Genomic DNA, 25,730 nt, shown 5'->3' with positions numbered 1-25,730 from the left:
ATGAAAGCGATTATTGCTTTGCGATCTTGCGGTCGAGGAAGTCGTGAATGAGCGGCGCCATCTCATCCAGCTTGTCTTCAAGGGCAAAATGTCCGGTGTCGAGGAGGTGCATTTCAGCGTCCGGCAGATCACGCAGGTAAGGATGCGCGCCTTCCTCAGGGAAGATCTTGTCATTCTTGCCCCAGACGATCAGCGTCGGCGGCTTGCGTTCGCGGAAGAAGGCCTGGAATTGCGGGTAGAGCGGAACATTCGTGCCATAGTCGTGGAAGAGATCGAGCTGAATATCCTTGTTGCCGGGACGGTCAAGCAAGGCCTGATCATGCACCCAATTGTCGGGGCTGATGCGGGTGAGGTCCTTGACGCCGTCGGTGTACTGGAACTTGGTGGTTTCGAGGACGACGAGATTGGACAGGGCCTCGCGTTTCTCCTTTGAATCGTCGGCCCAGTAAGCCTTGATCGGATCCCAGAACTCGCGCAGGCCTTCTTCATAGGCATTGCCGTTCTGGACGATCAGCCCGCTTACCCGTTCCGGATGCTTGATAGCCAGACGATAGCCAACGGGCGCGCCGTAATCCATGACATACATAGCGTAGGTCTTGGCGCCGAGCTCAGTCATGAGCGTATCGACCATGTCGGCATAATGGCCGAAAGTGTAGGCGAACTTGGTGTGATCGGGTGCATCGCTCTGACCGAAACCCGGATAGTCAGGTGCGATAACATGATAACGATCGGCAAGCAGCGGAATGAGGTTGCGGAACATGTGCGAGGATGTCGGGAAGCCGTGCAGAAGCAGGACGACAGGACCATCAGCCGGACCAGCTTCGCGATAGAACATGTTGACGCCATCGATCTTGGCTGAACGATAATGAACGGTCACCGGCGCCTGCCGGGTCATCGCTACATGCTTGGCAGGAGCAGCTGCGGCTTCAGAAAGGGGAGCGAAGCTGACGGTTGCCAGCATCAGGGAAAGGATCAGTCGGTTCATGTTGGTTCTCCGTTTTAACAGATCCGCCAACAACCCTTGCTGGCCTCGCACCAACAATAGCCATTCACTCGAATCCGTTAATCGGCAGAATGTGGAAGTTATTATTCCCCTTAGCGGAATAGTGAAATGTCTCGTTGTGAACCGGGACAGCGGCGCCGGCGGCGGCGATGTGACGATCTGCGCCTATGCGAAGCGGCCAACCGTTTCTTCACACCGGGCAGGTAGTTCAAGATTGGGATAATCTGTTCTCGGCCGCGTCGGCGGCGAAGAACTTGTTCTGGTTCTTCCGAACACGGCTCCCGAAATCGTCAATCGCATGCTGGTAGCCGTCAGGCGTCTCGCTCGCTAGCCGATCAGCTCAGCTTCCGGTACAGTTTTTCTGCAGCCATTGCCTGTGTCATGAGCGGAGACTATGCCAATGATATCTATCGAAGGGCCGATCTGGCGCTCTACGCGGCCAAGATGAGAGGTCGCGACCAGATCAGCATCGATCCCCATGCGCACCCGCTTGGGCGACAGAAATCATAGCAAGGTCCGCCAGTCGGGCCATAAGCCAGAGAGTTTCAATGGTCGAAAAGATTGCGCCCACCTCGCCTACGGCAGCCTCTTCGGCCACGCATGTAAACCACAGCACCTCCATCGGCTCCGAACCTGACAATGCCTGGGTCGCCGAGCGACAGGCAAAGATCACCGCCGGCAGTGGGAAAAAAGACGATCACCATGCTGCTGACAGCGATGAAGATCGTATCGATCGTGATGACGATCCGGCAGCAGAGCGGCATCTCGACCATCATTCCACCCATCCCCATACGGAGGGCTCCGATCCGGCCGAAGAACGCCTGTCCGGCGAGAGCGAGCGCATCGGTACCGGCACCCTGGATGAGGATGTTCCGTTCGGCGAGCACGTCGGATATCTGTAAGTGATCGCGCTCGCACGCTGACAAGCCTTGTGGTGCCTAGCTTTGATCAGAAGCCGGCTCATCATTGGCATCAAGCCTCCCCTCTTCAACCAGCCCCAGATTGGTCAGCAATGACTGAGAAAACCTTTTCTCACTTGACAATTTCTTTGGGAAAAGGTTTTTTCATTGCAAGTTCGATGGAGGGACGACTGGACATAACAGGAGGAAAAAGAGGCCGGATCACCATTCATGATGTCGCGGCGGCTGCTGGAATCAGCATCTCGACGGCATCGAAGGCGCTGAACGATACGGGCCGGATGGGACTGGAGACGCGCGAGCGGGTCAAGCGCATCGCGGCGGAGATCGGATACAGACCAAACGCCTTGGCAAGAGGCCTGCTCAGCAAGCGCAGTTTCACGATCGGTCTTCTCACCAACGATACCTATGGCCGCTTCACGCTGCCGGTCATGGCGGGCATATCTGATGCTCTCGTTGATCATGGTGTTTCAGTATTTCTATGCGCGATCGAGGAGGATCCGGCACTCGGGCAGATTCATGTTGAGGCGATGCTCGACAAACAGGTCGACGGCATAATTGCGACGGGAAAGCGTCTGGACAGACGGTTGCCGGTCGATCTGTCGAATTTGAACGTGCCCGTGGTCTACGCCTTTACGGAGGGAGCGCCGGGAACCGTGACGTTCCGCTCCGATGATGCACAGGGCGCGCGGCTTGCCATCGAATGGCTGGCAAAGCTCGGGCGCAAGCGGATCGCACATGTCACCGGACCGGAGAGTTTCTTTTCGGTGCGCGAGCGTGCCGATGCCTATCGCAAGGTTGCGGGAGAGGCGCGGCCGGTTCTGTTTGGAGCCTGGTCGGAAAGCTGGGGTCACGAAGCCGTCGCAAGATTGTGGGGCGGTAGCAGCGAAAAGCCCGACGGCATCTTCTGCGGCAACGATCAGATTGCGCGTGGTGTCATCGATGCGCTGCGCGAACGCGGCATCCGGGTGCCGCAGGATGTTTCGGTGGTCGGTTTCGACAATTGGGAGATTGTCGCCGCCCAGACACGTCCGCCTCTGACGACGGTGGATATGGAATTGAAGGAACTGGGGCGGCAGGCTGGATTGACGGTTCTGGCGCTTGCGGAGGGACATCAGGTGGAGCCCGGCATCAGGAAACTGCCGTGCCGTCTCGTCGTGCGGCAGTCATGCGGGGGAGACACCCTCGGAATATAGCAACGGCGCGCAGGAGGCGCGCCTTATTGGGAGGAGAGCCATGATGAAGCGCCTATTGGTGGCAACCAGCCTTGCCACACTCTGCCTGGTTTCGACAGCTTCGGCTGCCGAGAAGATCGAAATGTGGGTCCGCACCGGTATCGGCGATTCCTTCAACAAGGTCGTCGAGGCCTATAATGCGAGCCACGAAAACCAGGTGGTCACCACCGAAGTGCCCTTCGGCGAACTGGTGCAAAAATACGCAACCGCGATCGCCGGCGGCCAAGCGCCCGATGCCCTGTCGATGGACCTCATCTATAACCCGGCCTTCGCGGCCGCCGGTCAGTTAGAGGACCTGACGGATTGGGCAAAGAGCTTGCCCTATTTCAATTCTTTGTCGCCGTCGCATGTCAAGCTCGGCACCTATCAGGACAAGATCTACGGCCTGCCGCTGTCGGTCGAAACCTCGGTCTTCGCCTGGAACAAGGACCTCTACAAGAAAGCCGGTCTCGATCCTGAAAAAGCGCCCACGACCTGGGAGGAGATCGAGGCGAACGCCGAGAAGATCCGCAAGCTCGGCGATGATACCTACGGCTTTTACTTCTCGGGCGGCGGCTGCGGCGGCTGCATGATCTTCACCTTCACGCCGCTCGTCTGGGGCGCTGGTGCGGATATCCTTTCGGCGGACGGCAAGACCGCAACGCTGGACACACCGCAAATGCGCAAGGCCGTCGGCTACTATCGTGACATGGTCAAGAAGGACCTCGTTCCGGCGAGTGCCGCGAGCGACAACGGCACGAACTTCCTGAGCTTTACAAACGGCAAGATCGGCCAGCAGAGCCTCGGTGCCTTCGCCATCGGCACGCTGGTCACCCAATATCCCGACATCAACTTCGGCGTGACGCTGATCCCCAGCGTCGATGGCAAGGCCTCGTCCTTTGCCGGCGGCGACAATTTCGTCATCACCAAGGGCACGAAGAAGCTCGATGCCGTCAAGGAATTCCTCGAATATATCTATTCGATGAATGGCCAGAAGGTCATGGCGAAATATGGAAGCCTGCCGACACGCGGGGACATTGCCGACCAGGTTCTTGCCGGGCTCGATCCGCGCATGCAGGTCGGCCTCAAGGCAATCTCCGTTGCCAAGACACCCTACACGCTGCAGTTCAACGATCTGATCAACAGCGCGAACGGGCCTTGGGCAACCTTCACCAACGCCGCGATCTTCGGCGATGACGTCGATGGCGCGTTCTCGAACGCTCAGTCCGAGATGCAGTCCATCATCGACAGCGGCCAATAACTCTCCCGGCCGTGGCCGGGGGACGGTGGCAGTTCCCCGGCCGATTCAAAGATAGAAGAACTCGTAAAGCGCGGAGGTTTCGATGACCGGTTCCGGTCCACAGCGCACGCGCGCTGTCCGAAAGCGGCAGAGGTCGCAATGGCGCGGCTTTCTTTATATCGCGCCGGCCATGGCGCTCGTCATCGTCTTCTTCGTCATGCCCGTTCTCTTCACGGGATGGATGAGCCTGCACAACTGGCCGCTGATGGGCGCGGCGCGCTGGATCGGCTTTGCCAACTATATTCGCATGTGGAACGACAGCCGCTTCATGGCGGCCTTGAACTTCACCGCCTATTACACGGTGATCGTAACCATCGCGATCTTCGCAGTCGCCTTCCCGCTGGCGATCTTCGTCGAGAAGGAACGCCGCTTCGTCAGCACCTACCGGACGATCATCTTCCTGCCCGTCGTGGTCGGCCTGGCAACAGCATCGCTGCTCTGGGTGTGGCTTGCCAATGTCGACAGCGGTTTTGTCGGCCCGGCCCTTCGTGCGCTTGGCTTCGTCGAGCGAAGCCCCAATATCATGGCAAGCTTCGATACCGCTTTTGCAACCATCATCGTCATGGTCGTCTGGAAGATCGCCGGTTTTACGATGATCATCCTGTTGACCGGGCTGCAGGCCATCCCGTCCGAGTTGACTGAGGCTGCCCGCATCGATGGCGCCGGGCGCTGGCAGCGCTTTCGACATCTGACCCTGCCGCTGATGCGCAAGACGATCGCGCTGGCGCTGATCGTCTCGGTCACCGGCTCGATCCTCGCCTTCGACCAGTTCTACATCATGACGTCGGGCGGGCCGCAGAACAAGATGATCTCTGTCGTCTACTACATCTTCAACCAGTCCTTTGTGTCCTTCAATCTGGGCTACGGATCCGCCCTTTCGATCGTCCTTCTGGCGATCCTCGTTGCGATCTCCATCGTCCAGCTCTGGCTGCTGCGTGTCGGAGAGGAACGCTGATGATTTCCTCCCGTGAACGCCGCGCCCGCAAACGCTTCAGATCGCAATCGGCCTATCATGTCGCCGGCATCGCCATTTCGATCTTCTTCCTGGCACCCTTCGTCATCACGCTGCTCGCCTCCTTCCGGCATGGCACGGAGGCGAGCCTGCCGCCGCTGCCGCCCTGGCCGACGACAGGTGTCAGCTTCGATGCCTATGCACTGCTCGATACCTTCGGCGCCGGCATCTGGCGGCACATGATCAACTCGCTCTTCGTCTCGCTGGCGACGGTGTTGCTGACGGTCACTGTGAGCCTGCTCGCCGGCTACGGCTTCTCGCGCTATCGTTTCCCGCTGAAGAATGCCCTCTTCGTGCTGATCATCGCGACGCTGATGATCCCCTTCCAATCGATCCTGACGCCGCTCTTCATCATTCTGGCGAAGCTCGGCCTCAACAATTCGCTGCTGGGGCTCACCCTCGTCTACGTGACGCTGCAACTTCCCTTCTCCGTCTTCATGATGCGCAATGCCTTTGATGCCGTGCCGAAGGAGATCGAGGAAGCGGCGCGCATCGATGGTGCGCGGGACCTGAGACTGCTGATCCGCGTACTTCTGCCCCTGGTGCTGCCGGGTATTGCGACAGTCGCGATCTTTGCTTTCCTCAATGCCTGGAACGAATTTCTGGCCGCCCTCGTGCTGCTCTCCAGCAACGAGAAATACACGCTTCCCGTCCTGATGACGGCGGTGCGCGCCGGCCGCCTCGGCGCCATCAACTGGGGCGCGGTTCAGGCCGGTGTCGTCGTCATGACGATCCCCTGCCTGATCGTCTTCCTGCTTCTGCAACGCTACTACATGCGCGGGCTGATGGCCGGCGCGGTGAAATGATGATCTTTCAACGAAATGGATGAAGCCATGAACAAGCTGAAGAGAGACCGCCAGTTCCGTCCCCTGCCCGTGCCGAGCGTCGAGTTGCAGGGGCTGTTTGGCGATCGCCAGGATGCGATCTGCGATTCCACCGCCGAAACGCTGCTCGACCGCTGCGTCGAGGCCGGCATGCTGCAGGCGATCGACGTGACCCAGCCAAGCCCGGGCGTCGTCATTCCGATCGGACCCTGGGGCGGCACGACGCAGATGTTCTGGGACAGCGATCTCGGCAAGTCGATAGAAACTGTCGCCTATTCGCTCTACCGCCGGCCCAATCCGCAGCTCGAAGCCCGCGTCGATGAGATTATCGACATGTATGAGAAGCTGCAGGACAAGGACGGCTATCTGAACGCCTGGTTCCAGCGCGTCCAGCCCGGCCGACGCTGGACGAACCTGCGCGACCATCACGAGCTCTATTGCGCCGGACACCTGATCGAAGGCGCCGTCGCCTATTACCAGGCGACCGGCAAAAAGAAGCTACTCGACATCATGTGCCGCTATGCCGATTACCTGATCACGGTCTTCGGCCACGGTCCCGGCCAGATCCCCGGCTATTGCGGCCACGAGGAAATCGAGCTCGCACTGGTCAAGCTGGCGCGGGTCACGGGCGAGAAGAAATATCTCGACCTGTCGAAGTTCTTCATCGACGAGCGCGGCACCGAACCGCATTTCTTCACCGACGAAGCGATCCGCGATGGCCGGAGTGCTGCCGACTTCCACCAGAAGACCTATGAATATGGCCAGGCGCATATGCCGGTACGCGAACAGAGGAAGGTCGTCGGCCACGCAGTGCGCGCCATGTACCTCTATGCCGGCATGGCCGATATTGCCACCGAATATAATGACGACACGCTGACGGCTGCACTCGAAACCCTTTGGGACGATCTGACGACCAAGCAGATGTATGTCACCGGAGGCATCGGTCCGGCAGCTGCAAACGAAGGCTTCACCGACTATTACGACCTGCCGAACGAAAGCGCCTATGCAGAAACCTGCGCCTCGGTCGGCCTCGTCTTCTGGGCAAACCGCATGCTCGGCCGTGGCCCGAACCGTCGTTATGCCGATATCATGGAGCAGGCGCTCTATAATGGCGCCATGGCCGGCCTGTCGCTCGACGGCACGCGCTTTTTCTACGAAAATCCACTGGAAAGCGCTGGAAAGCATCATCGCTGGATCTGGCACCATTGCCCCTGCTGCCCGCCGAACATCGCCCGCCTGCTCGCCTCGGTCGGCTCCTATATGTATGCGATCGCTGAGGACGAGATTGCCGTCCACCTCTACGGGGAAAGCAAGGCGCGCTTCGATCTCGCCGGTGCCAAGGTCGAGCTTGCGCAGCAGACGCGCTACCCTTGGGATGGCGCGATCCATTTCGACCTGACGCTCGACCGCCCGGCTCACTTCGCACTGTCGCTGCGTATCCCGGAATGGGCTGACGGTGCGACGCTTTTCATCAATGGCGAAAAGCTCGATCTCGCATCCGTGCTGATGGATGGTTATGCCCGTATCGAGCGCGACTGGAAGAGCGGCGACACGGTCGATCTGTCGATCCCGCTGACGGCCCGCAAGCTCTTCGCCAATCCGCTGGTCCGTCAGGACGCCGGCCGCACGGCACTGATGCGTGGTCCGATGGTCTATTGCGTCGAGGAAACCGACAATGGCGCTGGATTGAATGGCATCACGCTCTCAGCTGATATCTCCCAGGCCAAGACATCAGAGATATCAGGTCTTCGCGGCGCGGTCGCCCTCGAACTGCCCGTCAGCCGTGATACGGCCGACTGGGGCTCTACGCTCTACCGTATCTCGCCGCCAGCGGCAAAGCAGGCGAGCGCGCGTTTCGTGCCCTATCCTTTCTGGGACAATCGCGAACCGGGCGAGATGCTCGTCTGGGTCAGAGCCGGCGAGGCGCGCGGTGAATAAAATGGCGGATACGGGCGTTGTGCTGACCGAAATTCGCAAGAGTTTCGGCAATCTGGAAGTCATCCATGGCATCGACTTGACCATCGCTGAGGGATCCTTCGTCGTCTTCGTCGGACCCTCGGGATGCGGAAAATCGACCCTGCTGCGCATGATTGCCGGGCTGGAGGATGTCACCGACGGCGAGATCGAGATCAAGGGACGCAATGTCACCGATCTCGACCCTTCCGATCGCGGCATCGCCATGGTCTTCCAGTCCTATGCGCTCTATCCGCATATGAGTGTGCGCGACAATCTCGCCTTCGGCCTGAAGATGGCCCGGACGCAAGCCTTAGAGATCGAGGCCCGCGTCAAGGCGGCCTCGGCGATCCTGAAGATCGACCATCTGCTCGATCGCCGGCCGGGACAGCTCTCGGGCGGCCAGCGGCAACGCGTGGCGATCGGTCGCGCGATCGTCCGCAAGCCGGATGTCTTCCTCTTCGACGAACCGCTGTCGAACCTCGACGCGGAGTTGCGCGTCTCGATGCGCATCGAAATTGCCAGGCTCCATCGTGAGCTTGGCAATACGATGATCTACGTCACGCACGACCAGACCGAAGCAATGACGCTCGCCGACAAGATCGTCGTGCTGCGGGATGGGTATATCGAACAGGCAGGAACGCCGCGCGAGATCTATGAGCGGCCGAACAATGTCTTCGTCGCAGGCTTCATCGGTTCGCCGCGCATGAACCTTCTCGACGCAAGTTGGACTGGCGACGGCAATATCATGGTAGCCGGCAATCGAATCCGTTCGCCGATCGGCGGGGCTGGTTTGAGCCAAGGGCAGAAAATTACCCTTGGCATGCGCCCGGAGCATCTGAGGATCGCCGCAGGCTCACAGGATGAGGCACTGCGGGCCACGGTCGATTTTGATGAATATCTCGGCGGCACTCAGTTCCTCTATTGCCAGCTTGGCGACGGCCAGCCGCTGACCGTGGAGTATAGGGGCTCGTCTGACATCGCGACCGGCAGCCAACTCGCCTTCACCTGCGATCCCGATTATTTGCACATCTTCGACGCAGACGGCATGCGGCTCGACAAATAAACTCGGCCGGCTGTAGGCTGCGTTCCTGTTCTTCGGTCGGGCGCCTGCGGCACCGGCCGATCGGCAGCAGAACTCTCGCTGGAGGACAGCACCCGCCTGTCGCGTTGCATTGATCGTTTTCCTGGATTTCGAGGCCTCGTCCCTCGGCAAGAAAAGCGTTCCGATCGAAGTTGCCTGGGTGTTCGAAGACGGCCGCTCGCGCTCGCTTCTGATCCGTCCCGCTGCCGACTGGGACGATTGGGCGGCCGATGCGGAAGCAATCCATGGGATTTCGCGGGAGTTACTGGCATCGGAGGGCGTGCCGGTAGAGCAGGTCGCTCGTGAAATGGTCGAGGTTTTGACGGGGCACGAGCTCTATGCGAGCGCCCCTTCGTGGGATGGAAAATGGCTGAGCGTTCTCCTGCGCGCCGGCGGATTTCCTCGGCATGCCCTCCGGCTCGGCAAGTCACGTGATGCCTTTATGGCCGCGGCGCGTGAATTAACAGGAGCGGCGATCACGGAGACAGAGCTATCGAAGCTCATCGACGGCATTGTCGAGGAAAGCAAGGCGGCAATCCCGGCGCATCGCGCATTGGCTGACGCCACGCTTGAGCTTACCCGATGGAAGCTTGTCCGCGAGGCGGCCAGGAAGCGGATGGCGACAGAGGGGTAGAGGTCAGCGCTTGTGAAGGCTCTCGGTTACCCAGCGTGCAAAATCCGCAGCCGGGGGCGCAAGGCGGTCGAAGCTGCGGGTAACCAGCCAGTAGGCGCCGTTCGGAACCGTGAGGTCGAAGAGCTGGCGCAAGCGGCCAGCCCGGATTTCTTCCTCTGCAAAGGCTTCATCCAGGAGCGCAACGCCCTGGCCGCGCAGCGCCGCCTGCAGCACGAGACCGTCATCGGCATAGACTGGCCCCCTCGCCGTCTCGGGCATGGCGATGCCGGCGGCCTCGAACCACCGGCTCCAGGCGTCGCGGGTCTCCTCATGCAAAAGCCCGTAAGTAAAAATGTCATGCGGAGAGGAGATCGGTGAGCCACGCTCCAGAAGATCGGAGGCGATCACCGGCACCATACGGACATCGATCAAGTGCCGGCTTTCCGTCCGTGGCCATGCGGTAACGGTGGCGCTGTGCCTGATCGCGATCTGCGCCTGGCCAGTGCGAAATTCGATCGTCCGCGGATCTGCATCGAGCGATATCTCGACGTCTGGATGAAGTCTGCGGAATTCCGGCAGGCGCGGCACCAGCCAGCAGGCGGCAAAGGAAGGTTCGACGCTGACCTTCAGATCCGAGGATACTGAAACCCCACGGATATCCTCCAGGCATTCGTCGATCCGATCCAAGGAGGGCGTCAGGATGGCAAGCAGCTTCCGGCCACTGCCTGTCAGAACGACACTTCGGTGGCGCCGCTCGAACAGCGGTTCACCCAATAGCTGTTCCAGGTCGCGGATCTGCCGGCTGACGGCCGCCTGCGAAATGAACAGTTCCTCGGCCGCAAGCGTGAAGCTCTCGAGCCGGCCCGCAACCTCGAAGCTTCGCAATGCCGTCAATGGCAGTCGACCACGCTTCATTCCATAACCTCAAGTCATCCGAAGTCGACGATAAGCTCGTTTGAAGACCGTGCGCAAGAGGAGGAGAACCACAGGAAAAGGAGAAAAGCCGTGTGGAAGCAGATCGTCTCCATCCTGATGGATGCCATTCGTCGCGTCACCTTCACATCTGATGACAGAGACAACCGGTGGCACACGGACTGTTGAACGCTCACGCAGCTTATCGGGATTTTCGCGCATTCATAATCCTGCACCGGGGTCTATAAAGACCTCTTCTTACTTGAGAAGCAGGAGCATCACGATGCAGAAGCGCAAACTCGGCAACCAGGGACTTGACGTATCGGCCATCGGTCTCGGATGCATGGGCATGAGCCAGTCCTACGGGCCGGCAGATGAGACGGAATCCATCGCAACCCTTCACCGTGCCATCGAGCTTGGCTGCACGTTTCTCGATACGGCCGAGGTTTACGGCCCCTACAAGAATGAGGAACTGCTCGGCCGTGCGCTGAAGGGGCGCCGCAATGAGGTGACGCTGGCCACCAAGTTCGGTTTCCGCCTGAAGGACGGCAAACAGGTGGGCACGGAGCGCGACAGCCGGCCCGATACCATTCGCAGCGCCATCGAAGGCTCGCTCAGGCGTCTTGCCACCGACCACATCGACCTCATCTACCAGCACCGCGTCGATCCGGCTGTGCCGATGGAAGATGTCGCCGGCACGGTCGCCGATCTCGTCAAGGAAGGCAAGGTTCGTTACTTCGGCCTTTCAGAAGCCGGTGTCGCCAATATCCGCCGCGCACACGCCGTCTTTCCAGTGTCGGCCGTGCAGAGCGAATATTCGCTGTGGGAGCGCAATCTGGAAGCCGACATCATCCCTGCTTTGAAGGAGCTCGGCATCGGCCTCGTGCCCTTCAGCCCACTTGGTCGCGGCTTCCTGGCCGGGGAGGTCAAGCGCGCCGAAGATTATCCGGAAGGTGATTTCCGCCGCGGCGATCCGCGCTATCAGGGCGAGAACTACGACGCCAATATTCGCGCGGCCGATGCCGTTCGCTCGCTCGCATCCTCGCTCGGCGTCAAGCCTGGCCAGATCGCGCTCGCCTGGATCCTGCACAAGGGCAGCGACTTCGTGCCGATCCCCGGTACCAAGCGCCGCACCTACCTGGAAGACAATATCGCTGCAGCCTCCATTGCGCTCAATGCCGAGCAGATGAAGGCGCTCGATGAAGCGCTTGCCCCCGGCAAGGTCTCGGGCAAGCGTTACAACGACACGATCATGTCGACGATCGATCGCTAAGGGTGGCTCACGCGTCGATATCGGTCGACAGCGTGATCTCCTTTTGCGCTTCCAGCTCGGCGAGCCGCTCGTTCAGGGCCTTGCGGATCGATTGATAGGTCGTGCTGCCAAGCGCCAGCCTTTTGGGCGCCGGTTGTTTTTCGGCCGCCGCGATCATCGCGTCGGTCATCTTCACGGGATCGCCCAGGATCTTGAACGAGCCATCGGCGATTGCCTTGCGCACCTGGCCGGCTGGTGTGTCCTCATAGATATCCATCTGCGGCGGCCTGACGAGGCCGGCGCCGAAATCCGTGCCCGCAGGCCCCGGCTCGGCAATGGTGATGTCGATGCCGAAAGGGGCGACTTCTTGTGCCACAGCTTCGATGAAACCTTCGATCCCCCATTTGGTAGCGTGATAGAGGCTGAAATTCGGATAGGCGATCTGGCCGCCTTCCGAAGCGACCTGCAGGATGCGACCGCCGCCCTGCTGACGCAGATGCGGCAAGGCCGCCCGGATCACCTGGATGGAGCCGATCAGATTGGTATCGATCTGATGGCGTATCTGCGCATCGTTCGCCTCTTCTGAGGCGCCGAACAGGCCATAACCGGCATTGCTGACGACGACATCGATGCGTCCCATCTCTTCGAAAGCGGCGTTGACGACCGCATGAACGGCCCGATCATCGGTGACGTCGAGGGTCGCGACCCAGAGCCGGTCGCCATACTGCGCTTCAAGATCAGTCAGGGCTTGGCGCTTGCGCAAGGTTGCGGCGACGCGATCGCCGCGCGCCAGCAGCTTCTCGGTCATGATCCGACCGAAACCGGAGGATGTGCCTGTAATGAACCATGTCTTTGTCATCGTCGCTACCTTTCTGATGCCGCCGGATCGCGGCTTGATGACAGCAAAGATAGAGAGGTTTATTGATGTGATAATCCGTTCAAATCCGCATGATCTGTTGAAAAATACCCATGAGTTATCGACCGACGCTTGATGACCTCAATGCCTTTGCGGCAATTGTCACCCATCGCAGCTTCCGCAAGGCGGCCGGGGAACTCGGCCTGTCGCCGTCGACACTGAGCCACGTGATGCGCAATATGGAAGCGCGCATGGGCGTGCGCCTGCTGCATCGCACGACACGCAGTGTTGCGGCCACGGAGGCCGGCGAAATGCTTCTCAACAGGCTGAAACCGGTCTTGCGCGATCTCGGTCTGGCGCTCGATGCCGTCGGCGAATTCGGGGGCCAGCCGAGCGGTACGCTGCGCATCAACGCCAGCGAAATTGCCGCCCGCGTGCTGTTGAATGCCGCCATTCCTCTCTTTCTCCAACGCTATCCGGAAATATCGCTCGATATCGTCAGCGAGAACCGGCTGGTCGACATTGTCGGCGAGGGCTTCGATGCCGGCATCCGCCTGCGGGAATCCGTGCCGCTCGATATGATAGCGGTCGAATTCGGTGGCGAGGCACGTTTCCTCGCGGTTGCCTCACCAGCTTACTTGAAAGACCACAGGCGGCCGAAGACGCCTGAAGACCTTAAGCGCCACCGCTGCATCCGCCTGCGTATGCCGAGCGGCAAGCTCTACCGCTGGGAGTTTGAGAAACACGGCCAGGAAGTGACGATCGAGGTATCGGGCGCTCTGACCCTCGATCATGTAGAATTGATGGCGGAAGCCGCAGTCAAAGGCCTCGGCATCGCCTATGTGCCGGAAAGGGTCGCGCGGCCCTATCTTGCCAGCGGCGAGGTTATCTCTGTTCTTGACGACTGGTGCCCGTCAATCCCCGGGCTCTGCCTCTATTATCCCGGCCACAGGCATGTGCCGCAAAGCCTCAGAGCCTTCATATCCGTGCTGACGGAAGTCGAGCGGCAAGGTGCTTAGCCCCCCGCGCGCATCACCCCTGCCCATTCTGTCTCGCCTTTTCTGCAGCGCGGAAGCGCGCCGGCGTTATGCCGCGTCTTGCCTTGAAAGCCTTGCCGAAGGCGGCTTCGGACTCATAGCCGACCCCTGCAGCGATATCTGCAACAGTCCGGCGTGTCCCGAGCAGCAGGTCGCTCGCCAGCATCATCCTGATATCGGTCAGGAACGCGCCGACCGTCATTCCGGCGCGCTCGCGAAATTGCCGGGCATAGGTAGCCCGCGACATAGCCGAATGACGGGAAAGAGAATCAATCGTCCAGGCAAAGGCCGGCGAGGACATCATTGCCACGACGGATTTGCCGAGCCTGGCATCGTCAAGCAATTGCAGCAGTCCCGAAGATGCGACGGGCGAGACCTTGCTTGCCCTCACCGCCATGACGAAAAGCGAAAGACAGGTCGCGGTGATGATCGCCAATGCTCCCGGCTTTTCTTCAGCCGTTTCCCTATAGAGCATGGCGACCAGCATCTTCAGCAGTTCCTCCTGCTCCTCGGCGAGCGATACGTGAAAGACGTCGGGCAGGCTATCGAGCAGCAAGGCGGCCGATCCCGGCGCGCAGTCGAAATGACCACAGAGCAAGTCGACATCGGCCTCACCTTCGCCGTTTTCGCGCAAGGGCAGCATGCCACCCACGGCGATGCGCAGAGGCTGTGCTTTGCCGCGTGGTCGCAGACCGACGATCGCATGCGCATCCCCGCGCGGCAGTAGCAGGAAATCGCCGGAGCGCAAGATGATTTCACGACCGGAGCCGAGGCGAATGAGACAATCGCCACCGAGGATCAGATGAAACGGCAATGTACCTGCAGTAACAGGTTCGTGGTCGATATGAAACGCACCCTGCAGCCGGCAGCGAATGTCGAGCGTTGGCTGCAGGCGGGCAAGTTCGATAAGGCGGCTTAAAACATCCATGAGACGATTGCGCTAGAAAATGACATTTTTGAGCATTCAAATTATCACCACTGAAGGTCATAGCCACGTCCAACAGCCGAGGCAATTACGCCGTCGCTGGTATGAGAAGGAATGATCTTCATGTTGGACTGGAAGGAATATCGCGGCGAACTCTTGGGCCGGATCGGCGAAATCGCCAAGATCGTGCCAGAGACGATCAAAGGCTATCAAACCCTTTCGACCGCCGGACAGAAGACCAACTATCTCGACGCCAAGCAGCGCGAGCTGATCGCCCTTGCCGTGGCCGTCACCATCCGTTGCGATGGCTGTATTGCCGTACATACGACCGAAGCCCAGAAGGTAGGCGCCACCAAGGAGGAAATTGCCGAGGCCCTCGGTGTCGCGATCTCCGTTAATGCCGGCGCTGCTCTTGTCTATTCGGCCCGCGTGATGGACGCTGCCGATGCCGTTGCAAAGTAAAACGTCCAACGTGGACCGCTTGCCGCCTCGGCAGGGTAAATGATCCTGCCGGACCAATTCGGAGAACCGAACATGTCGCTCCCCCGCATACCCGCTGCATTCTTTGGCATTGTTCTTGGCGTTGTCGGGCTCGGCAACAGCTGGCGCGCCGCCGCTGCCATCTGGCCTGTTCCGGCCAGCGTGGGCGAAGCCATCAGCCTTCTTGGCTTTGCGACCTGGCTCGTCCTCATCCTACTCTACGCCGCGAAATGCTTTATCGCGCCGAAGGAGGTGATGGCGGAACTTGAACATCCCATTCAGTGCTGCTTCGTCGGACTGGTCGGCGTCGCAACCATGCTGGCGGGACTTGCGATCCTTCCTTATTCGCGCATCGCAACGGAAGTTCTGGCTCTGGCGGGGTTCGCCATTACCTTGTTTTTCCTGCTCTGGCGAACCGGCCTGCTCTGGCGCGGTGGGCGTGATCCGGCAACCAACACGCCGGTCCTTTATCTGCCGACTGTTGCCGGCTCTTTCGTCACCGCCATTGCGGCAGGCACGCTTGGTTATGCCGACTGGGGCCAGCTCGCCTTCGGCGCCGGCTTCTTTTCCTGGCTGGCGATCGAATCCGTCTTGTTGCACCGGCTGCTGATGGCGCCGGAGCTAGCCGCACCGCTGCGCCCGACTCTGGGCATCCAGCTTGCCCCGCCAGCCGTCGGCAGCGCCGCCTATCTGAGTGTGACGACCGGCACACCCGATATGCTCGCGCATGCCATGTTCGGCTACGCCATCCTCCAGGTCCTGATCATCGGCCGTCAGCTGCCCTGGATCATGCAACAACCCTTCGCCGGCTCCTATTGGGCGTTTACCTTCGGCCTTACTGCGCTTTCGACAACAGCACTGCGCATGACGGCGCGCGGCGACACCGGCGCGATCAGCGAGCTTGCGCCCGTTATCTTCGTGCTCGTCAACATCGCGCTTGCGATCATTGCAGTCGGAACGCTCTGGCTGCTGGTGAGAGGCAAGCTTCTTCCCGCTCCCGTCCGGGCCTGAGAGCCCGAACGGCTTTAGGCGCCTGCCACCTCCTGCTGCAGATCGACCACCGCCTTAATCGGCAAATGGTCGGATGCCATGCGGGCAAGCGGAGTGTCATGCACCTCCACGGCGGAGATGATGCCTTTCCGGTTGGCAATGATGCGGTCGAGCGCCAGGACCGGCAAGCCGGCCGGAAAGCTCGGAACGGCAGGGGGCAGCGGACCGAAAGCCATCTGAAAGGTACTGAGGGACGAGCGGTCGCCGAGCCGCCATTCGTTGAGATCGCCAAGCAGGATGGTCGGCATCTCATGGCGGTCGCTGATGAGATCGACCAGCGTCTTTGCCTGTTGCGCCCGCGAGTGGCGCAGCAGGCCGAAATGGGCGGCGATGATGCGCAGCCTCGCGCCGGCTTCGAGCTCTATTTCCGCAACCAGCGCGCCGCGCGGCTCCAGCCCCGGCAGCTTCACCTGGTGGACATCATGCACGAGACCCTTGCGGACGAGCACGACATTGCCGTGCCAGCCATGCGCCTTCACCGCCCCTGAGATCGGAACCGGGACGAGTCCGGTTTCGCGCTCCAGCCGGGCGAGATCGAGAATGCCCGTACGCTCGCCGAAACGCGTATCGGCCTCCTGGAGCGCGATGACGTCGGCATCGATCTCATGGATGACACGGCTCGTGCGTTCCGGATCAAAACGTCGGTCAGTGCCGACGCATTTATGGACATTGTAGGAGGCGATAAGAGTGCCGTCATTGCGCGGCTTTGGTCCCGCACGCCAGGTCTCGACGCGCTTCTTCCTATTCTTGATGGAAGCGATGATACTGGCGGGCAGACTGTCTTTCTTCTTGACTTGCATCGGAAGGAACGCCGGCTCCATTGCTCGAAAGGCTCTTTGTCAGGATTATAGGCAGCGCAGCAAAACTTGCCATGCTGCAATCACGAAACGCGGTCAAAGATATGGGGAACCCAGCCACAGCACCTTTTCAAGCAGCCGCACCAGGAAGGGCCGTGACCACAGGCCCTCGAGCGTAACCGGCGTGGCGGACTTAATGGCATCGTCGATGCGCTCATCGATTTCGGCAGCAAAGCCGGCATTCAGCACTTCGAGATCAACCTCGAAATTCAGCCGAAGCGAGCGCGGATCGAGATTGGAGGAACCGACATAGGCCCAGGTTCCGTCGATAGAGAGAAGCTTGGAATGGCTGAAGCTGCCGGTCGAACGCCAGATGCGGCAATAGTTCTTGACGATCTGGTCGAACTGCGCCGTCATCGCCCGGTCGACCAGAACGAGATTGTTGGCCGCAGGCACTACGATATCAACCTCCACGCCACGCCGGGCCGCCGTCGTCAGCGCACTGATCAGCTCCCGATCCGGCAGAAAATAAGGCGACATGATCCGGATCGACTGGCGCGCGACGGAAAAGGCACCCATCAGCATCTTGTGGTTCGTTTCCACGCTCCGGTCCGGTCCGGAAGCCACGACGCGCAAGAAGACCGGGTCGCCGCGCTTGCGATCCAGTCGGTCGATGCGCCAGGCCTCGCCGTTCAGGACTTCGCCTGTCGTAAAACGCCAGTCTTCGGCCGCGACATCGAAGAGATCGGCCACTGCCGGGCCGCTGAGGCTGAAATGCGTGTCATGGGCAAAACTCTCGCCGACCGCCTCCTCGCTGAAACCTTCGCGGATATTCATGCCACCTGTCAGTGCGATCTTTCCATCCGCGATCAGGATTTTGCGGTGTGTGCGCAGGTTCGCATAGGGCAATCTCAGGCCCATGATGACATTGCCGTTGAAGACATCGACGGTCACGCCGCCGTCCTTCAGGTATCCGAGAATGCTCGGCACCGAATAACGCGCGCCGACTGCATCGATCAGCACGCGCACTTCCACGCCGCGCTTGATGGCTGCGATCAGCGCATCGGCGACGCGCAGCCCGATCCTGTCCCGGTCGAAGATATAGGTTTCCAGCAGGATACTGCGCTCGGCGCCATCGATTGCGGTCTTCATCGCCGCATAGGCCTCGTCGCCGTTTTCCAGCATGTCGATCGTATTGCCTGTTGTCAGCGGGTAGCGCGTGATGCGATCACCAAGCGTCTGCAGAGCGGCAAAACGCCGGCCGAACTGGCTGATGACGGCATCGGTCTCCGCGTCGAACTTTTCGAGCTCATCCAGATCGGCAGCAGGCAGCAACGCGTCGCGGCGAAGGCTCAGCGACTTGCGGCGGATGCGGTTGATGCCGGCAATCATGTAAAGCAACGCGCCGATAATCGGCGAGAGGATGATGACGCCCACCCAGCCTGTCGCAGCCCGCACCTCTTCCTTGGTCATGGTGGCGTGGATCGCCGCCGCTGCCCCCATGGCAATGGAGATGACGAAGAGGATATGCGGCCAGTAGGTCGACAGCAGTTGAAACATCGCCACAGGATATAACCGCGAATCGTCTGCGTTCAATCAGTCAGCGGCTCGCTCTCAACGCGAAATTTTCAGATGCTTAATCTGCCGGCTCAATATCGATGGCAAAGATGACCGAATGCGGCGGCAGCGCGCCATTCTCGGCGGGCTTTGCTTCCTTACCGTAGCGCTCATAGATCACCGTCCCGGCGACCGACGGCATGACCAGTGCCTGCCCTGACAAATTGGCGCGCAGCGCCAGCGTCAGATTGGCGAACTTCCACCAGACGGCGACCGCTCCTTCAGGCGCTTCCAACGCGCCGCTCCCGATGGCAGAGCTCTGCTTCAGCAGCGGTACGATATAGGTCTTGCGCAACTGCAGGAGCGATGCGACGAAAGCCAGGCTTTTCCGGCCCTCCTCGTTCTCCCGCCATTGCCAGTCGAGTTTCGAATTCTCGAAGGTCGAAAGGGTATTGGGATCGGGCAGATCGGCCACGGTCCTGCCGGCCTTCAATCCGCCGAACCCCTCAGCTTCCGCCATGCGACCCTCGCGAACTATCTTGGCGAGCTCGCCCGTGTAATCGGTGAAGAAATAGAAGGGCTGCCTCTCCCCATACTCCTCTCCCATGAAGAGGAAGGGGATATGCGGCGAGAGCAGGAGTATCGCCGTCAACGCATCCAGCATATCAGGATCGGCAAGGCTTATCAGCCGCTCGCCGAAGGCGCGGTTGCCGATTTGGTCGTGGTTCTGCAGGAAATCGACAAAGGCGGTCGGCGGCAGGTAACGACGCTCGCCGACAGGCAATTCCGGCGGATCGGTTCGGTCAGGATAGATGAAGCCGTGCTGAAGCGCCAGGCGAAGCTTGTGCCAGAGCTGATCGGCGAAAGGCTTGTAATGGCCGATGGTTTCGGCGGTCGCAATGATGTGCGCGACATGATGGAAATCATCGTTCCATTCGGCTTCATAGGCATTTGGAACGCCATTCTCGTCACGGACAAGCAGCTCCACGAGATTACGCTGGTCTTCGACGACGAGATGGACCTGTCTATCGACAAAGGCAGTTTTCACTTCGTCGGCTATCGCCGAAAGCACATGCTTTTCTGAAGTATCGTAGATTTGCTCCACGGCATCAAGCCGGAGCCCATCCAGCCGGAACTCGTCGATCCAGTAGAGCGCGTTCTCGATGAAAAAGCGCCGCACCGGTTCGCGCTCGAAATCAATCGCCGCCCCCCAGGGCGTCTCCCGGTCTTTGCGAAAGAAGCCGGGCGCATAGCCGTGGAGATAATTGCCTTCAGGTCCGAAATGATTGTAGACGACGTCGAGCAGCACCATGATGCCGAGGCCATGCGCCGTATCGATGAAGGCCTTGAAATCGTCCGGCATGCCGTAAGCGGAATGCGGCGCATAGTGTAGAACACCGTCGTAACCCCAGCCGCGACTACCGGCAAATTGCGCAACCGGCATCACTTCGATAGCCGTGATGCCGATTTCCGCAAGATGTTTCAGCTTCTCCGCCGCAGCCCGAAACGTACCCTCAGGCGTAAAGGTACCGATATGGATTTCGCTGATGACCGCCTCTTCCCAAGGACGGCCGCGCCAGAGTGAGTTCTGCCATTGATAACTGCGATCGACGATCAGCGACGGACCATGCACATCCCCGGCCTGCCGTCGCGACGCCGGATCCGGCACGGTTTTTCCATCTGGGAGGACGTACATGTACTCATCGCCTGCGGACGCTTCGGCCCCTGTCAGCTCGAACCAGCCGCCGCCGATGTTCTCCATGCGAGCATCGTGGCCGCGATGCCGCAGCGAGATCGCATCCGCGCCAGGCGCCCAGAGACGAAAACGCGCCCTTCCGCCCGCAAGCAGCTCTGCACCCCACCGCCCTGTGCGTTCCGTGACCGTGCCAGTCTTTGAAATCTGGTTCATCCCTCACTCCGTGTGGCTTCCAATCACGATCAAATTCTTGAAGCTGCGGGTTGTTCCGAACGGGCAGGAACAATCCGCGACGCGATCGGTTGAAGGTGAGAACCAAGAGATTGCCGTCATGAACGTTGCACAGAAATTTGGCCCTGCCTTCACGCTTGAAAGCGCTGACGCTGCCAGCCTCGATCAACTCAGACATCAGGCGGAAGGCTGCACGCGCTGTGAGCTCTACAAGAACGCCACCCAGCTCGTCTTTGGCGAGGGATCTCAAGAGGCCGATATCATGCTTGTCGGAGAACAGCCGGGCGACAAGGAAGATATTGCAGGATGCCCCTTTGTCGGCCCTGCCGGTCGCCTGCTCGACATCTGTCTGGAAGAGGCCGGGCTCGACCGCTCGCGATGCTATGTCACCAATGCGGTCAAGCACTTCAAGTTCCAGCCCCGCGGGAAGCGCCGCCTGCATTCGAAACCCAATGCCGGGGAGATCCGGCGCTGCGCCTGGTGGCTCGGTGCCGAAATCGAGATCATAGATCCCAAACTCGTCGTTGCGCTTGGCGCGACGGCACTTTATTCCCTCCTCGGCGCGAAGGTGAAACTGACACCCGAGCGCGGTCACGTCCTCACGCCAAAGGATCACCCGCCGGTTCTCGTGACCATCCACCCTTCCTTCCTCCTGCGGATTCGCGAGGAAGAGGATGCCGCGCGCCAGCGTGCGAATTTCATCGAGGACCTACACCGCGCTGTTCAATTTCAGGGCAACTAGAACGAGTTATTGCCTATAAATGTTGCAACGCAAAAATATTCCCGGTTTACTTGGCAAATCCACTTGAAACCGGCCCCATAGTCTGGAACCTTTTCAACAGTATCGCGTTCGAACGACGGCATGTTGTGACTGGAGATCAGCGATGGCAGAAGCTCGGGAAGAGTGGATAAAAAAACGTGCATATGCCCTTTGGGAAGAAGAAGGGCACCCGACGGGGCGAGACTCCATCCATTGGGAACAGGCAAGGGCCGAGCATGATGCGCTCAAGGGGGCCTCGAAGTCTGGAAACGGGAAGGAAGTAAAGCCTCGAGCGAAACGGGCGACCGCCGCTAAGGCTGATGCGCCGAAGGTAGCAGAGCCCACCAACGGTGGTGGCGAAGCCAAGACGAAGGCCAAACGGCCAGCGACAAGCACCAAAGCCAGCGACATCGTCAAACCGGCGCCGAAACGCGCGGTTGCTCGTAAGTCGGCTCCCTGACGAGAAATATTCAGATTTTAATGAAAAAGGGCGCTTAATCTGCGCCCCTTAAGCCTTTGTGTCATAAGTTTGAATCAGTCGCGCGCTATAAATTTCGTGAAGCGCCAGCTTCTGTGCGGGGGTGACCACAAATCGAATGAAACGTCCGTCTGGACAGACTTATAAAAAGCTGCGTCCGCGCCTCGAAACGGGGAACAAGAACGTCTTCCGTCTGTTAATGGGCAAACAGGGGAAGTCGCTGTGAACAGTCGTTTTGCTCATGCCATCAGCATCCCAGTTCCCGCGCCCCCCGGCCGGGATTTCGCGGTGTCGGTGTGAGGGATGGAGATGTCGCTTCTTGTGATCGCCGCTTTGCTCTACATCGGTTTCGCGCTGGGGCTTATTCTTTTCGTCGATAATATAGTCGGCGTATTTTTTCGTGATCCGCGCAAACCGATCCAGCTTCGTTCCTTTGCTCCGAAGCTGGACCAGGAATAACGAATATAGACAGCCTTATTGCGAGTAATCGGACAATTTGCCCGATTAACGATATTTGCAGCACGCCCTTTCCCTTATGTCCGATGCCTCTATTTTGTGGACTGGACCGGCAGACCCGGCGCGGATGATGCCGCATAAGGAATGAAAGCGATTTTTAATGGCACTGGTTGGAGGCCGCTGGCCGGAAGGCAACAGCGAAATCGGAAATTTGCTGCGCCGGAAAGGTTTGAACGCAGCCGGCATCGGGTCAGTTGAAGCATGGCCGAGTTCACTCCGACATATCGCGGAAATGGTCGTCAATTCACGCCAGCCGAAATTCGTCGCCTGGGGTCCCGAACTCGCTTTTATCTATAACGACGCCTATGTGGCGATCTTCCCAGAACGGCACCCTGATGCCCTTGGAAAACCTTTCCAGCAGGTCTGGTCTGATATCTGGCCGCAGTTCGAATCAATCGTGCAGGCAACACTTGACGGCCAGTCGCAGCTCTACAAGGAACTTCTCGTTCCGATGCAACGCGAGGGCCGGACGGAAGATACCTGGTTCACCTTCTCCTACACGCCGTTGCGGGACGACGACGGCAAGGTCGCCGGCATTCTCTGCGCCACCATGGAAGTGACGGATCAGGTGCTCGCCAAGCGGCGCGAGCGCGCTGCGCTGGACGAGTCACGGGAGAAATCCGCCACACTGGCCGTCGTCAACCGCGCCGGCGCGGCGATCACCGCAGAACTCAATGTCGACCGCCTGACGCAGATCGCCGTCGATGCCGGCGTGGCGTTGGCTGGCGCCGAATTCGGCGCCTTCTTCTACAATGTCGACGATGGCGAAGGCGGCAGTTACATGCTCTATGCGCTGTCGGGTGTCGATCGCAAACATTTCGACCGGTTCCCGATGCCGCGCAACACCAATGTCTTTGCGCCGACCTTCAATGGCGAGGGCGTAGTACGCTCCGACGATATCCTGCTCGATCCGCGTTACGGACAGAATATGCCGCATTCCGGCATGCCGGAGGGCCACCTTCCGGTGCGCAGCTATCTCGCCGTGCCGGTCAAGTCACGCGACGGCAGTGTGATTGGCGGGCTGTTCTTCGGCCATAGCGAGCCCGCCCGCTTTTCGGAAGCGGTGGAAGCAAGCCTCGTCAGCCTTGCGGGCCAGTCTGCCGTCGCGATCGATAACGCCCGGCTCATCCGCGCCGCCGAGGTCGAAATCGCTCAGCGGCGCGAGGCAGAGGATAAGCTCCGCAAGCTGAACGAAACGCTTGAGGTACGTGTCGCCGCCGAAATCCTCGAACGCCAGCAGGCCGAAGCAGCCTTGCAGCAGGCGCAAAAGATGGAATCGATCGGCAAATTGACCGGCGGGGTGGCGCACGACTTCAACAATCTGCTGCAGGTCATATCCGGCAACCTGCAGCTTCTCGGCAAGGACGTGACGAATAACGGCCGGGCCAAGGAACGCATCTCCAATGCGCTCTCCGCCGTCGAGCGTGGATCGCGCCTCGCCAGCCAACTTCTCGCCTTCGGGCGCCGCCAACCGCTGGAGCCGAAGGTAATCAATGTCGGCCGCCTCGTCTCGGCGATGGACGACATGCTGCGCCGTGCGCTCGGCGAGGAGATCGAGGTGGAGACCATGGTCTCCGGCGGTCTCTGGAACACCTTCGCCGATCCGATCCAGATCGAGAATGCGCTGCTCAACCTTGCCATCAATTCACGCGATGCGATGGATGGCGCCGGCAAGCTGACGATCGAGGTTGGCAATGCCTTTCTCGACGATTCCTACAGCCGCACTCATCCGGAGGTCGCAGCCGGCCAATATGTGGTGCTCGCCGTTACCGACACCGGCTCAGGCATGGCACCCGAGATCATCGAGCAGGCTTTCGAACCGTTCTTCTCCACCAAACCGGAGGGCAAGGGCACCGGGCTCGGCCTTTCCATGGTCTACGGTTTCGTCAAGCAGTCCGGTGGCCATGTGAAGATCTACAGCGAGACCGGCGAAGGAACGACGGTGAAGCTTTATCTCCCCCGCTCACTCCGGAGCGAGGATCGAATCGCAACTGGCGACAATATTCCCACAACCGGCGGCACCGAGACGATTCTAGTCGCCGAGGATGATGAAGGTGTGCGCACGACGGTCGTCGAGATGCTGACCGATCTCGGCTATTACGTGCTGAAGGCCAAGGATGCGCAGAGCGCATTGACCGTGATCGAGAGCGGCGCGCATATCGACCTGCTCTTTACAGACGTCGTCATGCCCGGTCCGCTGAAGAGCCCGGAACTCGCCCGCATGGCCCGCGAGCGCCTGCCCAATATCGCCGTACTTTATACGTCAGGCTATACCGAAAATTCGATTGTTCATGGCGGCCGGCTCGATCCTGGCCTGGAGCTCCTCTCCAAGCCCTATACGCGGGAGGCCTTGGCGCGGAAAGTCCGCCACGTCCTCGTCAATCAGGCGCAACGCCGCCAGACCAATCCGGTGCCGCTGCCCGGCAGCCCACAGCCGCGTGATATCGTCCAGGCCAGGCTGAAGCTTTTGCTGGTCGAGGATGATGCCTTCATCCGCATGGATACTGCAGAAATTCTGCAGGATCTCGGCTATGACGTGATCGCAGCCGACAGCGGCGAACAGGGCGTCGAACTCCTGCGCACGACGGATATAGACATCATCGTTGCCGATGTCGGCCTGCCGGGCATGTCCGGCCCGGCCTTCGCAGCCCTCGCACGCGAGGCATTCCCTTCTGTCGGCCTTGTCTTTGCGACCGGTAACAGCAATCCGCCGGATGCAAACCGTTTTTCCGGCTCCGTTCTCCTGCCGAAACCGTTCACCAGCGTAGCGCTCGATCACGCGGTGAAAACCGCCGCGCAACAGCGCCCTATCGCCTAAACCCGAGCCACCTGGGAACCATCAAGTTCGGGATATTTTCGAAATAGATCCTCGCGACTTAGGCAGCTGTCATCACGCGCCGAAAGCTCGACCGACAGATTGTCACCAACATGAAGTCGCTCGCCATCATGATAGATCGGAATGCGCGTGCCGCTCTGACTGATCAGCACGGCGTCCTTTTCAAAGCCCCTCCTCAACAGCCAGTCGCGTGGCGCCAGCAACCGGATGCTGATCTCAAACGAATGGCCCATCCCCTCTTTGACACTAAGGCTGTAGCCGACAGGCGAAAGCTGCCCGTTTACATCGATCTTGCCCTGAGCATCTGCTTTCAGAAGGTACTTTTCCATCTCTCTGCTCCTTTTCGGGGTCCGCAGGGGTGGTATCGAAACCGGGCAATTGCCGCTTTTGTTCCGAATTTCCTGTTTTTCGCCGTCAAGCCGAAAAT

At 59.9% G+C, this 25,730-nt stretch carries 24 protein-coding genes; 16 read left to right on the top strand and 8 right to left on the bottom strand.

All coding sequences use genetic code 11. From position 1 onward, the window contains the following. Positions 1-10: 10 nt before the first annotated feature. Positions 11-985, bottom strand: a complete 975-nt coding sequence (locus ACK9YZ_RS25025) for an alpha/beta fold hydrolase (RefSeq protein WP_416068004.1) — start codon at positions 983-985, stop codon at positions 11-13. A gap of 566 nt (positions 986-1,551) precedes the next feature. Here ACK9YZ_RS25025 and ACK9YZ_RS25020 point away from each other — a divergent pair. The 8 genes from ACK9YZ_RS25020 to ACK9YZ_RS24985 all read left to right on the top strand — a co-directional run bounded on the left by ACK9YZ_RS25020 (position 1,552) and on the right by ACK9YZ_RS24985 (position 9,941). Then, a complete protein-coding gene (locus ACK9YZ_RS25020) occupies positions 1,552-1,905 on the top strand; it encodes a hypothetical protein (protein WP_416068003.1) in 354 nt (117 codons plus the stop codon). A gap of 176 nt (positions 1,906-2,081) precedes the next feature. Next, on the top strand, positions 2,082-3,116 hold the full coding sequence (locus ACK9YZ_RS25015) for a LacI family DNA-binding transcriptional regulator (protein WP_216759176.1): 1,035 nt from the start codon (positions 2,082-2,084) through the stop codon (positions 3,114-3,116). Positions 3,117-3,156: 40 nt separating this feature from the next. After that, positions 3,157-4,395: an ABC transporter substrate-binding protein gene (locus ACK9YZ_RS25010; RefSeq protein ID WP_416068002.1), complete on the top strand. Its 1,239-nt coding sequence runs from the start codon at positions 3,157-3,159 to the stop codon at positions 4,393-4,395. An 82-nt stretch (positions 4,396-4,477) separates the two neighbouring features. After that, positions 4,478-5,389 (top strand): carbohydrate ABC transporter permease, encoded by a 912-nt coding sequence (locus tag ACK9YZ_RS25005; RefSeq protein WP_216759178.1) that lies wholly within the window; start codon positions 4,478-4,480, stop codon positions 5,387-5,389. Beyond that, positions 5,389-6,252 carry a carbohydrate ABC transporter permease gene (locus ACK9YZ_RS25000; protein ID WP_183742685.1) on the top strand — a complete coding sequence of 288 codons (864 nt, stop codon included), beginning with the start codon at positions 5,389-5,391 and terminating at the stop codon, positions 6,250-6,252. Before ACK9YZ_RS25005 ends, ACK9YZ_RS25000 begins: the two co-directional genes overlap by 1 nt. Before the next feature lie 27 nt (positions 6,253-6,279). Beyond that, on the top strand, positions 6,280-8,208 hold the full coding sequence (locus ACK9YZ_RS24995) for a glycoside hydrolase family 127 protein (RefSeq protein WP_416068001.1): 1,929 nt from the start codon (positions 6,280-6,282) through the stop codon (positions 8,206-8,208). 1 nt (position 8,209) lies between these two features. Continuing rightward, positions 8,210-9,289 carry an ABC transporter ATP-binding protein gene (locus ACK9YZ_RS24990; protein ID WP_416068000.1) on the top strand — a complete coding sequence of 360 codons (1,080 nt, stop codon included), beginning with the start codon at positions 8,210-8,212 and terminating at the stop codon, positions 9,287-9,289. A gap of 109 nt (positions 9,290-9,398) precedes the next feature. Next, positions 9,399-9,941 carry a transcriptional regulator gene (locus tag ACK9YZ_RS24985; protein WP_416067999.1) on the top strand — a complete coding sequence of 181 codons (543 nt, stop codon included), beginning with the start codon at positions 9,399-9,401 and terminating at the stop codon, positions 9,939-9,941. A gap of 3 nt (positions 9,942-9,944) precedes the next feature. Here ACK9YZ_RS24985 and ACK9YZ_RS24980 read toward each other — a convergent pair whose 3' ends face one another. Next, the gene (locus ACK9YZ_RS24980) at positions 9,945-10,835 is read right to left on the bottom strand and encodes a LysR substrate-binding domain-containing protein (RefSeq protein ID WP_416067998.1); all 891 of its coding nucleotides are present in this window, start codon (positions 10,833-10,835) and stop codon (positions 9,945-9,947) included. A gap of 280 nt (positions 10,836-11,115) precedes the next feature. On the opposite strand from ACK9YZ_RS24980, the gene ACK9YZ_RS24975 reads away from it, so the two are divergent. After that, positions 11,116-12,105, top strand: a complete 990-nt coding sequence (locus tag ACK9YZ_RS24975; RefSeq protein WP_416067997.1) for an aldo/keto reductase — start codon at positions 11,116-11,118, stop codon at positions 12,103-12,105. Positions 12,106-12,112: 7 nt separating this feature from the next. Here the strand turns inward: ACK9YZ_RS24975 and ACK9YZ_RS24970 are convergent, their stop codons facing one another. After that, the gene (locus ACK9YZ_RS24970; protein WP_416067996.1) at positions 12,113-12,943 is read right to left on the bottom strand and encodes an SDR family oxidoreductase; all 831 of its coding nucleotides are present in this window, start codon (positions 12,941-12,943) and stop codon (positions 12,113-12,115) included. Positions 12,944-13,053: 110 nt separating this feature from the next. On the opposite strand from ACK9YZ_RS24970, the gene ACK9YZ_RS24965 reads away from it, so the two are divergent. Then, positions 13,054-13,959 (top strand): LysR family transcriptional regulator, encoded by a 906-nt coding sequence (locus ACK9YZ_RS24965; RefSeq protein WP_416067995.1) that lies wholly within the window; start codon positions 13,054-13,056, stop codon positions 13,957-13,959. 13 nt (positions 13,960-13,972) lie between these two features. Here ACK9YZ_RS24965 and ACK9YZ_RS24960 read toward each other — a convergent pair whose 3' ends face one another. After that, positions 13,973-14,905: an AraC family transcriptional regulator gene (locus ACK9YZ_RS24960; protein WP_416067994.1), complete on the bottom strand. Its 933-nt coding sequence runs from the start codon at positions 14,903-14,905 to the stop codon at positions 13,973-13,975. Between the two features lie 120 nt (positions 14,906-15,025). On the opposite strand from ACK9YZ_RS24960, the gene ACK9YZ_RS24955 reads away from it, so the two are divergent. Both ACK9YZ_RS24955 and tehA read left to right on the top strand, forming a co-directional pair. Then, on the top strand, positions 15,026-15,364 hold the full coding sequence (locus ACK9YZ_RS24955) for a carboxymuconolactone decarboxylase family protein (protein ID WP_416068420.1): 339 nt from the start codon (positions 15,026-15,028) through the stop codon (positions 15,362-15,364). A 72-nt stretch (positions 15,365-15,436) separates the two neighbouring features. After that, positions 15,437-16,393 (top strand): dicarboxylate transporter/tellurite-resistance protein TehA, encoded by a 957-nt coding sequence (tehA, locus tag ACK9YZ_RS24950; RefSeq protein WP_416067993.1) that lies wholly within the window; start codon positions 15,437-15,439, stop codon positions 16,391-16,393. 14 nt (positions 16,394-16,407) lie between these two features. Here tehA and ACK9YZ_RS24945 read toward each other — a convergent pair whose 3' ends face one another. The 3 genes from ACK9YZ_RS24945 to treZ form a co-directional block, all read right to left on the bottom strand. Beyond that, complete coding sequence (locus ACK9YZ_RS24945; RefSeq protein WP_416067992.1) at positions 16,408-17,232, bottom strand: endonuclease/exonuclease/phosphatase family protein; 825 nt, start codon at positions 17,230-17,232, stop codon at positions 16,408-16,410. A 93-nt stretch (positions 17,233-17,325) separates the two neighbouring features. Then, on the bottom strand, positions 17,326-18,789 hold the full coding sequence (locus ACK9YZ_RS24940; RefSeq protein ID WP_216760841.1) for a phospholipase D-like domain-containing protein: 1,464 nt from the start codon (positions 18,787-18,789) through the stop codon (positions 17,326-17,328). Positions 18,790-18,865: 76 nt separating this feature from the next. Next, on the bottom strand, positions 18,866-20,695 hold the full coding sequence (gene treZ, locus ACK9YZ_RS24935) for a malto-oligosyltrehalose trehalohydrolase (protein WP_416067991.1): 1,830 nt from the start codon (positions 20,693-20,695) through the stop codon (positions 18,866-18,868). A 118-nt stretch (positions 20,696-20,813) separates the two neighbouring features. Here treZ and ACK9YZ_RS24930 point away from each other — a divergent pair, with 118 nt between their 5' ends. From ACK9YZ_RS24930 to ACK9YZ_RS24915, 4 genes are all read left to right on the top strand, one after another. Beyond that, entirely contained in the window at positions 20,814-21,455 is a 642-nt protein-coding gene (locus ACK9YZ_RS24930) for a UdgX family uracil-DNA binding protein (RefSeq protein ID WP_416067990.1), read from the top strand. Positions 21,456-21,597: 142 nt separating this feature from the next. After that, on the top strand, positions 21,598-21,933 hold the full coding sequence (locus ACK9YZ_RS24925; protein ID WP_216759190.1) for a DUF2934 domain-containing protein: 336 nt from the start codon (positions 21,598-21,600) through the stop codon (positions 21,931-21,933). 321 nt (positions 21,934-22,254) lie between these two features. After that, the gene (locus ACK9YZ_RS24920; protein ID WP_416067989.1) at positions 22,255-22,410 is read left to right on the top strand and encodes a hypothetical protein; all 156 of its coding nucleotides are present in this window, start codon (positions 22,255-22,257) and stop codon (positions 22,408-22,410) included. 157 nt (positions 22,411-22,567) lie between these two features. Continuing rightward, positions 22,568-25,285, top strand: coding sequence for a response regulator (locus ACK9YZ_RS24915; RefSeq protein WP_416067988.1), 2,718 nt, complete (start codon positions 22,568-22,570; stop codon positions 25,283-25,285). Here the strand turns inward: ACK9YZ_RS24915 and ACK9YZ_RS24910 are convergent. After that, the gene (locus ACK9YZ_RS24910) at positions 25,282-25,632 is read right to left on the bottom strand and encodes a hypothetical protein (RefSeq protein ID WP_416067987.1); all 351 of its coding nucleotides are present in this window, start codon (positions 25,630-25,632) and stop codon (positions 25,282-25,284) included. The genes ACK9YZ_RS24915 and ACK9YZ_RS24910 overlap by 4 nt on opposite strands. Positions 25,633-25,730 lie beyond the last annotated feature (98 nt).

This window comes from Rhizobium sp. ZK1 (genome assembly GCF_047782645.1).
GTDB lineage: Bacteria > Pseudomonadota > Alphaproteobacteria > Rhizobiales > Rhizobiaceae > Rhizobium.
Note: the sequence above shows the minus strand (reverse complement) of the source record. Positions and strands in the feature narration are given on the sequence as shown.

What these genes read in the sequence shown, in the direction of transcription:
- ACK9YZ_RS25005 (WP_216759178.1), top strand. Translation starts at nt 4,478, where the DNA reads ATGACCGGTTCCGGTCCACAGCGCACGCGCGCTGTCCGAAAGCGGCAG.
- ACK9YZ_RS25025 (WP_416068004.1), bottom strand. Translation starts at nt 985, where the DNA reads ATGAACCGACTGATCCTTTCCCTGATGCTGGCAACCGTCAGCTTCGCT.
- ACK9YZ_RS24960 (WP_416067994.1), bottom strand. Translation starts at nt 14,905, where the DNA reads ATGGATGTTTTAAGCCGCCTTATCGAACTTGCCCGCCTGCAGCCAACG.
- ACK9YZ_RS25000 (WP_183742685.1), top strand. Translation starts at nt 5,389, where the DNA reads ATGATTTCCTCCCGTGAACGCCGCGCCCGCAAACGCTTCAGATCGCAA.
- ACK9YZ_RS24925 (WP_216759190.1), top strand. Translation starts at nt 21,598, where the DNA reads ATGGCAGAAGCTCGGGAAGAGTGGATAAAAAAACGTGCATATGCCCTT.
- tehA (WP_416067993.1), top strand. Translation starts at nt 15,437, where the DNA reads ATGTCGCTCCCCCGCATACCCGCTGCATTCTTTGGCATTGTTCTTGGC.
- ACK9YZ_RS24915 (WP_416067988.1), top strand. Translation starts at nt 22,568, where the DNA reads ATGGCACTGGTTGGAGGCCGCTGGCCGGAAGGCAACAGCGAAATCGGA.
- ACK9YZ_RS24990 (WP_416068000.1), top strand. Translation starts at nt 8,210, where the DNA reads ATGGCGGATACGGGCGTTGTGCTGACCGAAATTCGCAAGAGTTTCGGC.
- ACK9YZ_RS25020 (WP_416068003.1), top strand. Translation starts at nt 1,552, where the DNA reads ATGGTCGAAAAGATTGCGCCCACCTCGCCTACGGCAGCCTCTTCGGCC.
- ACK9YZ_RS25010 (WP_416068002.1), top strand. Translation starts at nt 3,157, where the DNA reads ATGATGAAGCGCCTATTGGTGGCAACCAGCCTTGCCACACTCTGCCTG.
- ACK9YZ_RS24965 (WP_416067995.1), top strand. Translation starts at nt 13,054, where the DNA reads ATGAGTTATCGACCGACGCTTGATGACCTCAATGCCTTTGCGGCAATT.
- ACK9YZ_RS24930 (WP_416067990.1), top strand. Translation starts at nt 20,814, where the DNA reads ATGAACGTTGCACAGAAATTTGGCCCTGCCTTCACGCTTGAAAGCGCT.
- treZ (WP_416067991.1), bottom strand. Translation starts at nt 20,695, where the DNA reads ATGAACCAGATTTCAAAGACTGGCACGGTCACGGAACGCACAGGGCGG.
- ACK9YZ_RS24945 (WP_416067992.1), bottom strand. Translation starts at nt 17,232, where the DNA reads ATGCAAGTCAAGAAGAAAGACAGTCTGCCCGCCAGTATCATCGCTTCC.
- ACK9YZ_RS24940 (WP_216760841.1), bottom strand. Translation starts at nt 18,789, where the DNA reads ATGTTTCAACTGCTGTCGACCTACTGGCCGCATATCCTCTTCGTCATC.
- ACK9YZ_RS24910 (WP_416067987.1), bottom strand. Translation starts at nt 25,632, where the DNA reads ATGGAAAAGTACCTTCTGAAAGCAGATGCTCAGGGCAAGATCGATGTA.
- ACK9YZ_RS24980 (WP_416067998.1), bottom strand. Translation starts at nt 10,835, where the DNA reads ATGAAGCGTGGTCGACTGCCATTGACGGCATTGCGAAGCTTCGAGGTT.
- ACK9YZ_RS24955 (WP_416068420.1), top strand. Translation starts at nt 15,026, where the DNA reads ATGTTGGACTGGAAGGAATATCGCGGCGAACTCTTGGGCCGGATCGGC.
- ACK9YZ_RS24970 (WP_416067996.1), bottom strand. Translation starts at nt 12,943, where the DNA reads ATGACAAAGACATGGTTCATTACAGGCACATCCTCCGGTTTCGGTCGG.
- ACK9YZ_RS24920 (WP_416067989.1), top strand. Translation starts at nt 22,255, where the DNA reads ATGGAGATGTCGCTTCTTGTGATCGCCGCTTTGCTCTACATCGGTTTC.
- ACK9YZ_RS24995 (WP_416068001.1), top strand. Translation starts at nt 6,280, where the DNA reads ATGAACAAGCTGAAGAGAGACCGCCAGTTCCGTCCCCTGCCCGTGCCG.
- ACK9YZ_RS24975 (WP_416067997.1), top strand. Translation starts at nt 11,116, where the DNA reads ATGCAGAAGCGCAAACTCGGCAACCAGGGACTTGACGTATCGGCCATC.
- ACK9YZ_RS25015 (WP_216759176.1), top strand. Translation starts at nt 2,082, where the DNA reads ATGGAGGGACGACTGGACATAACAGGAGGAAAAAGAGGCCGGATCACC.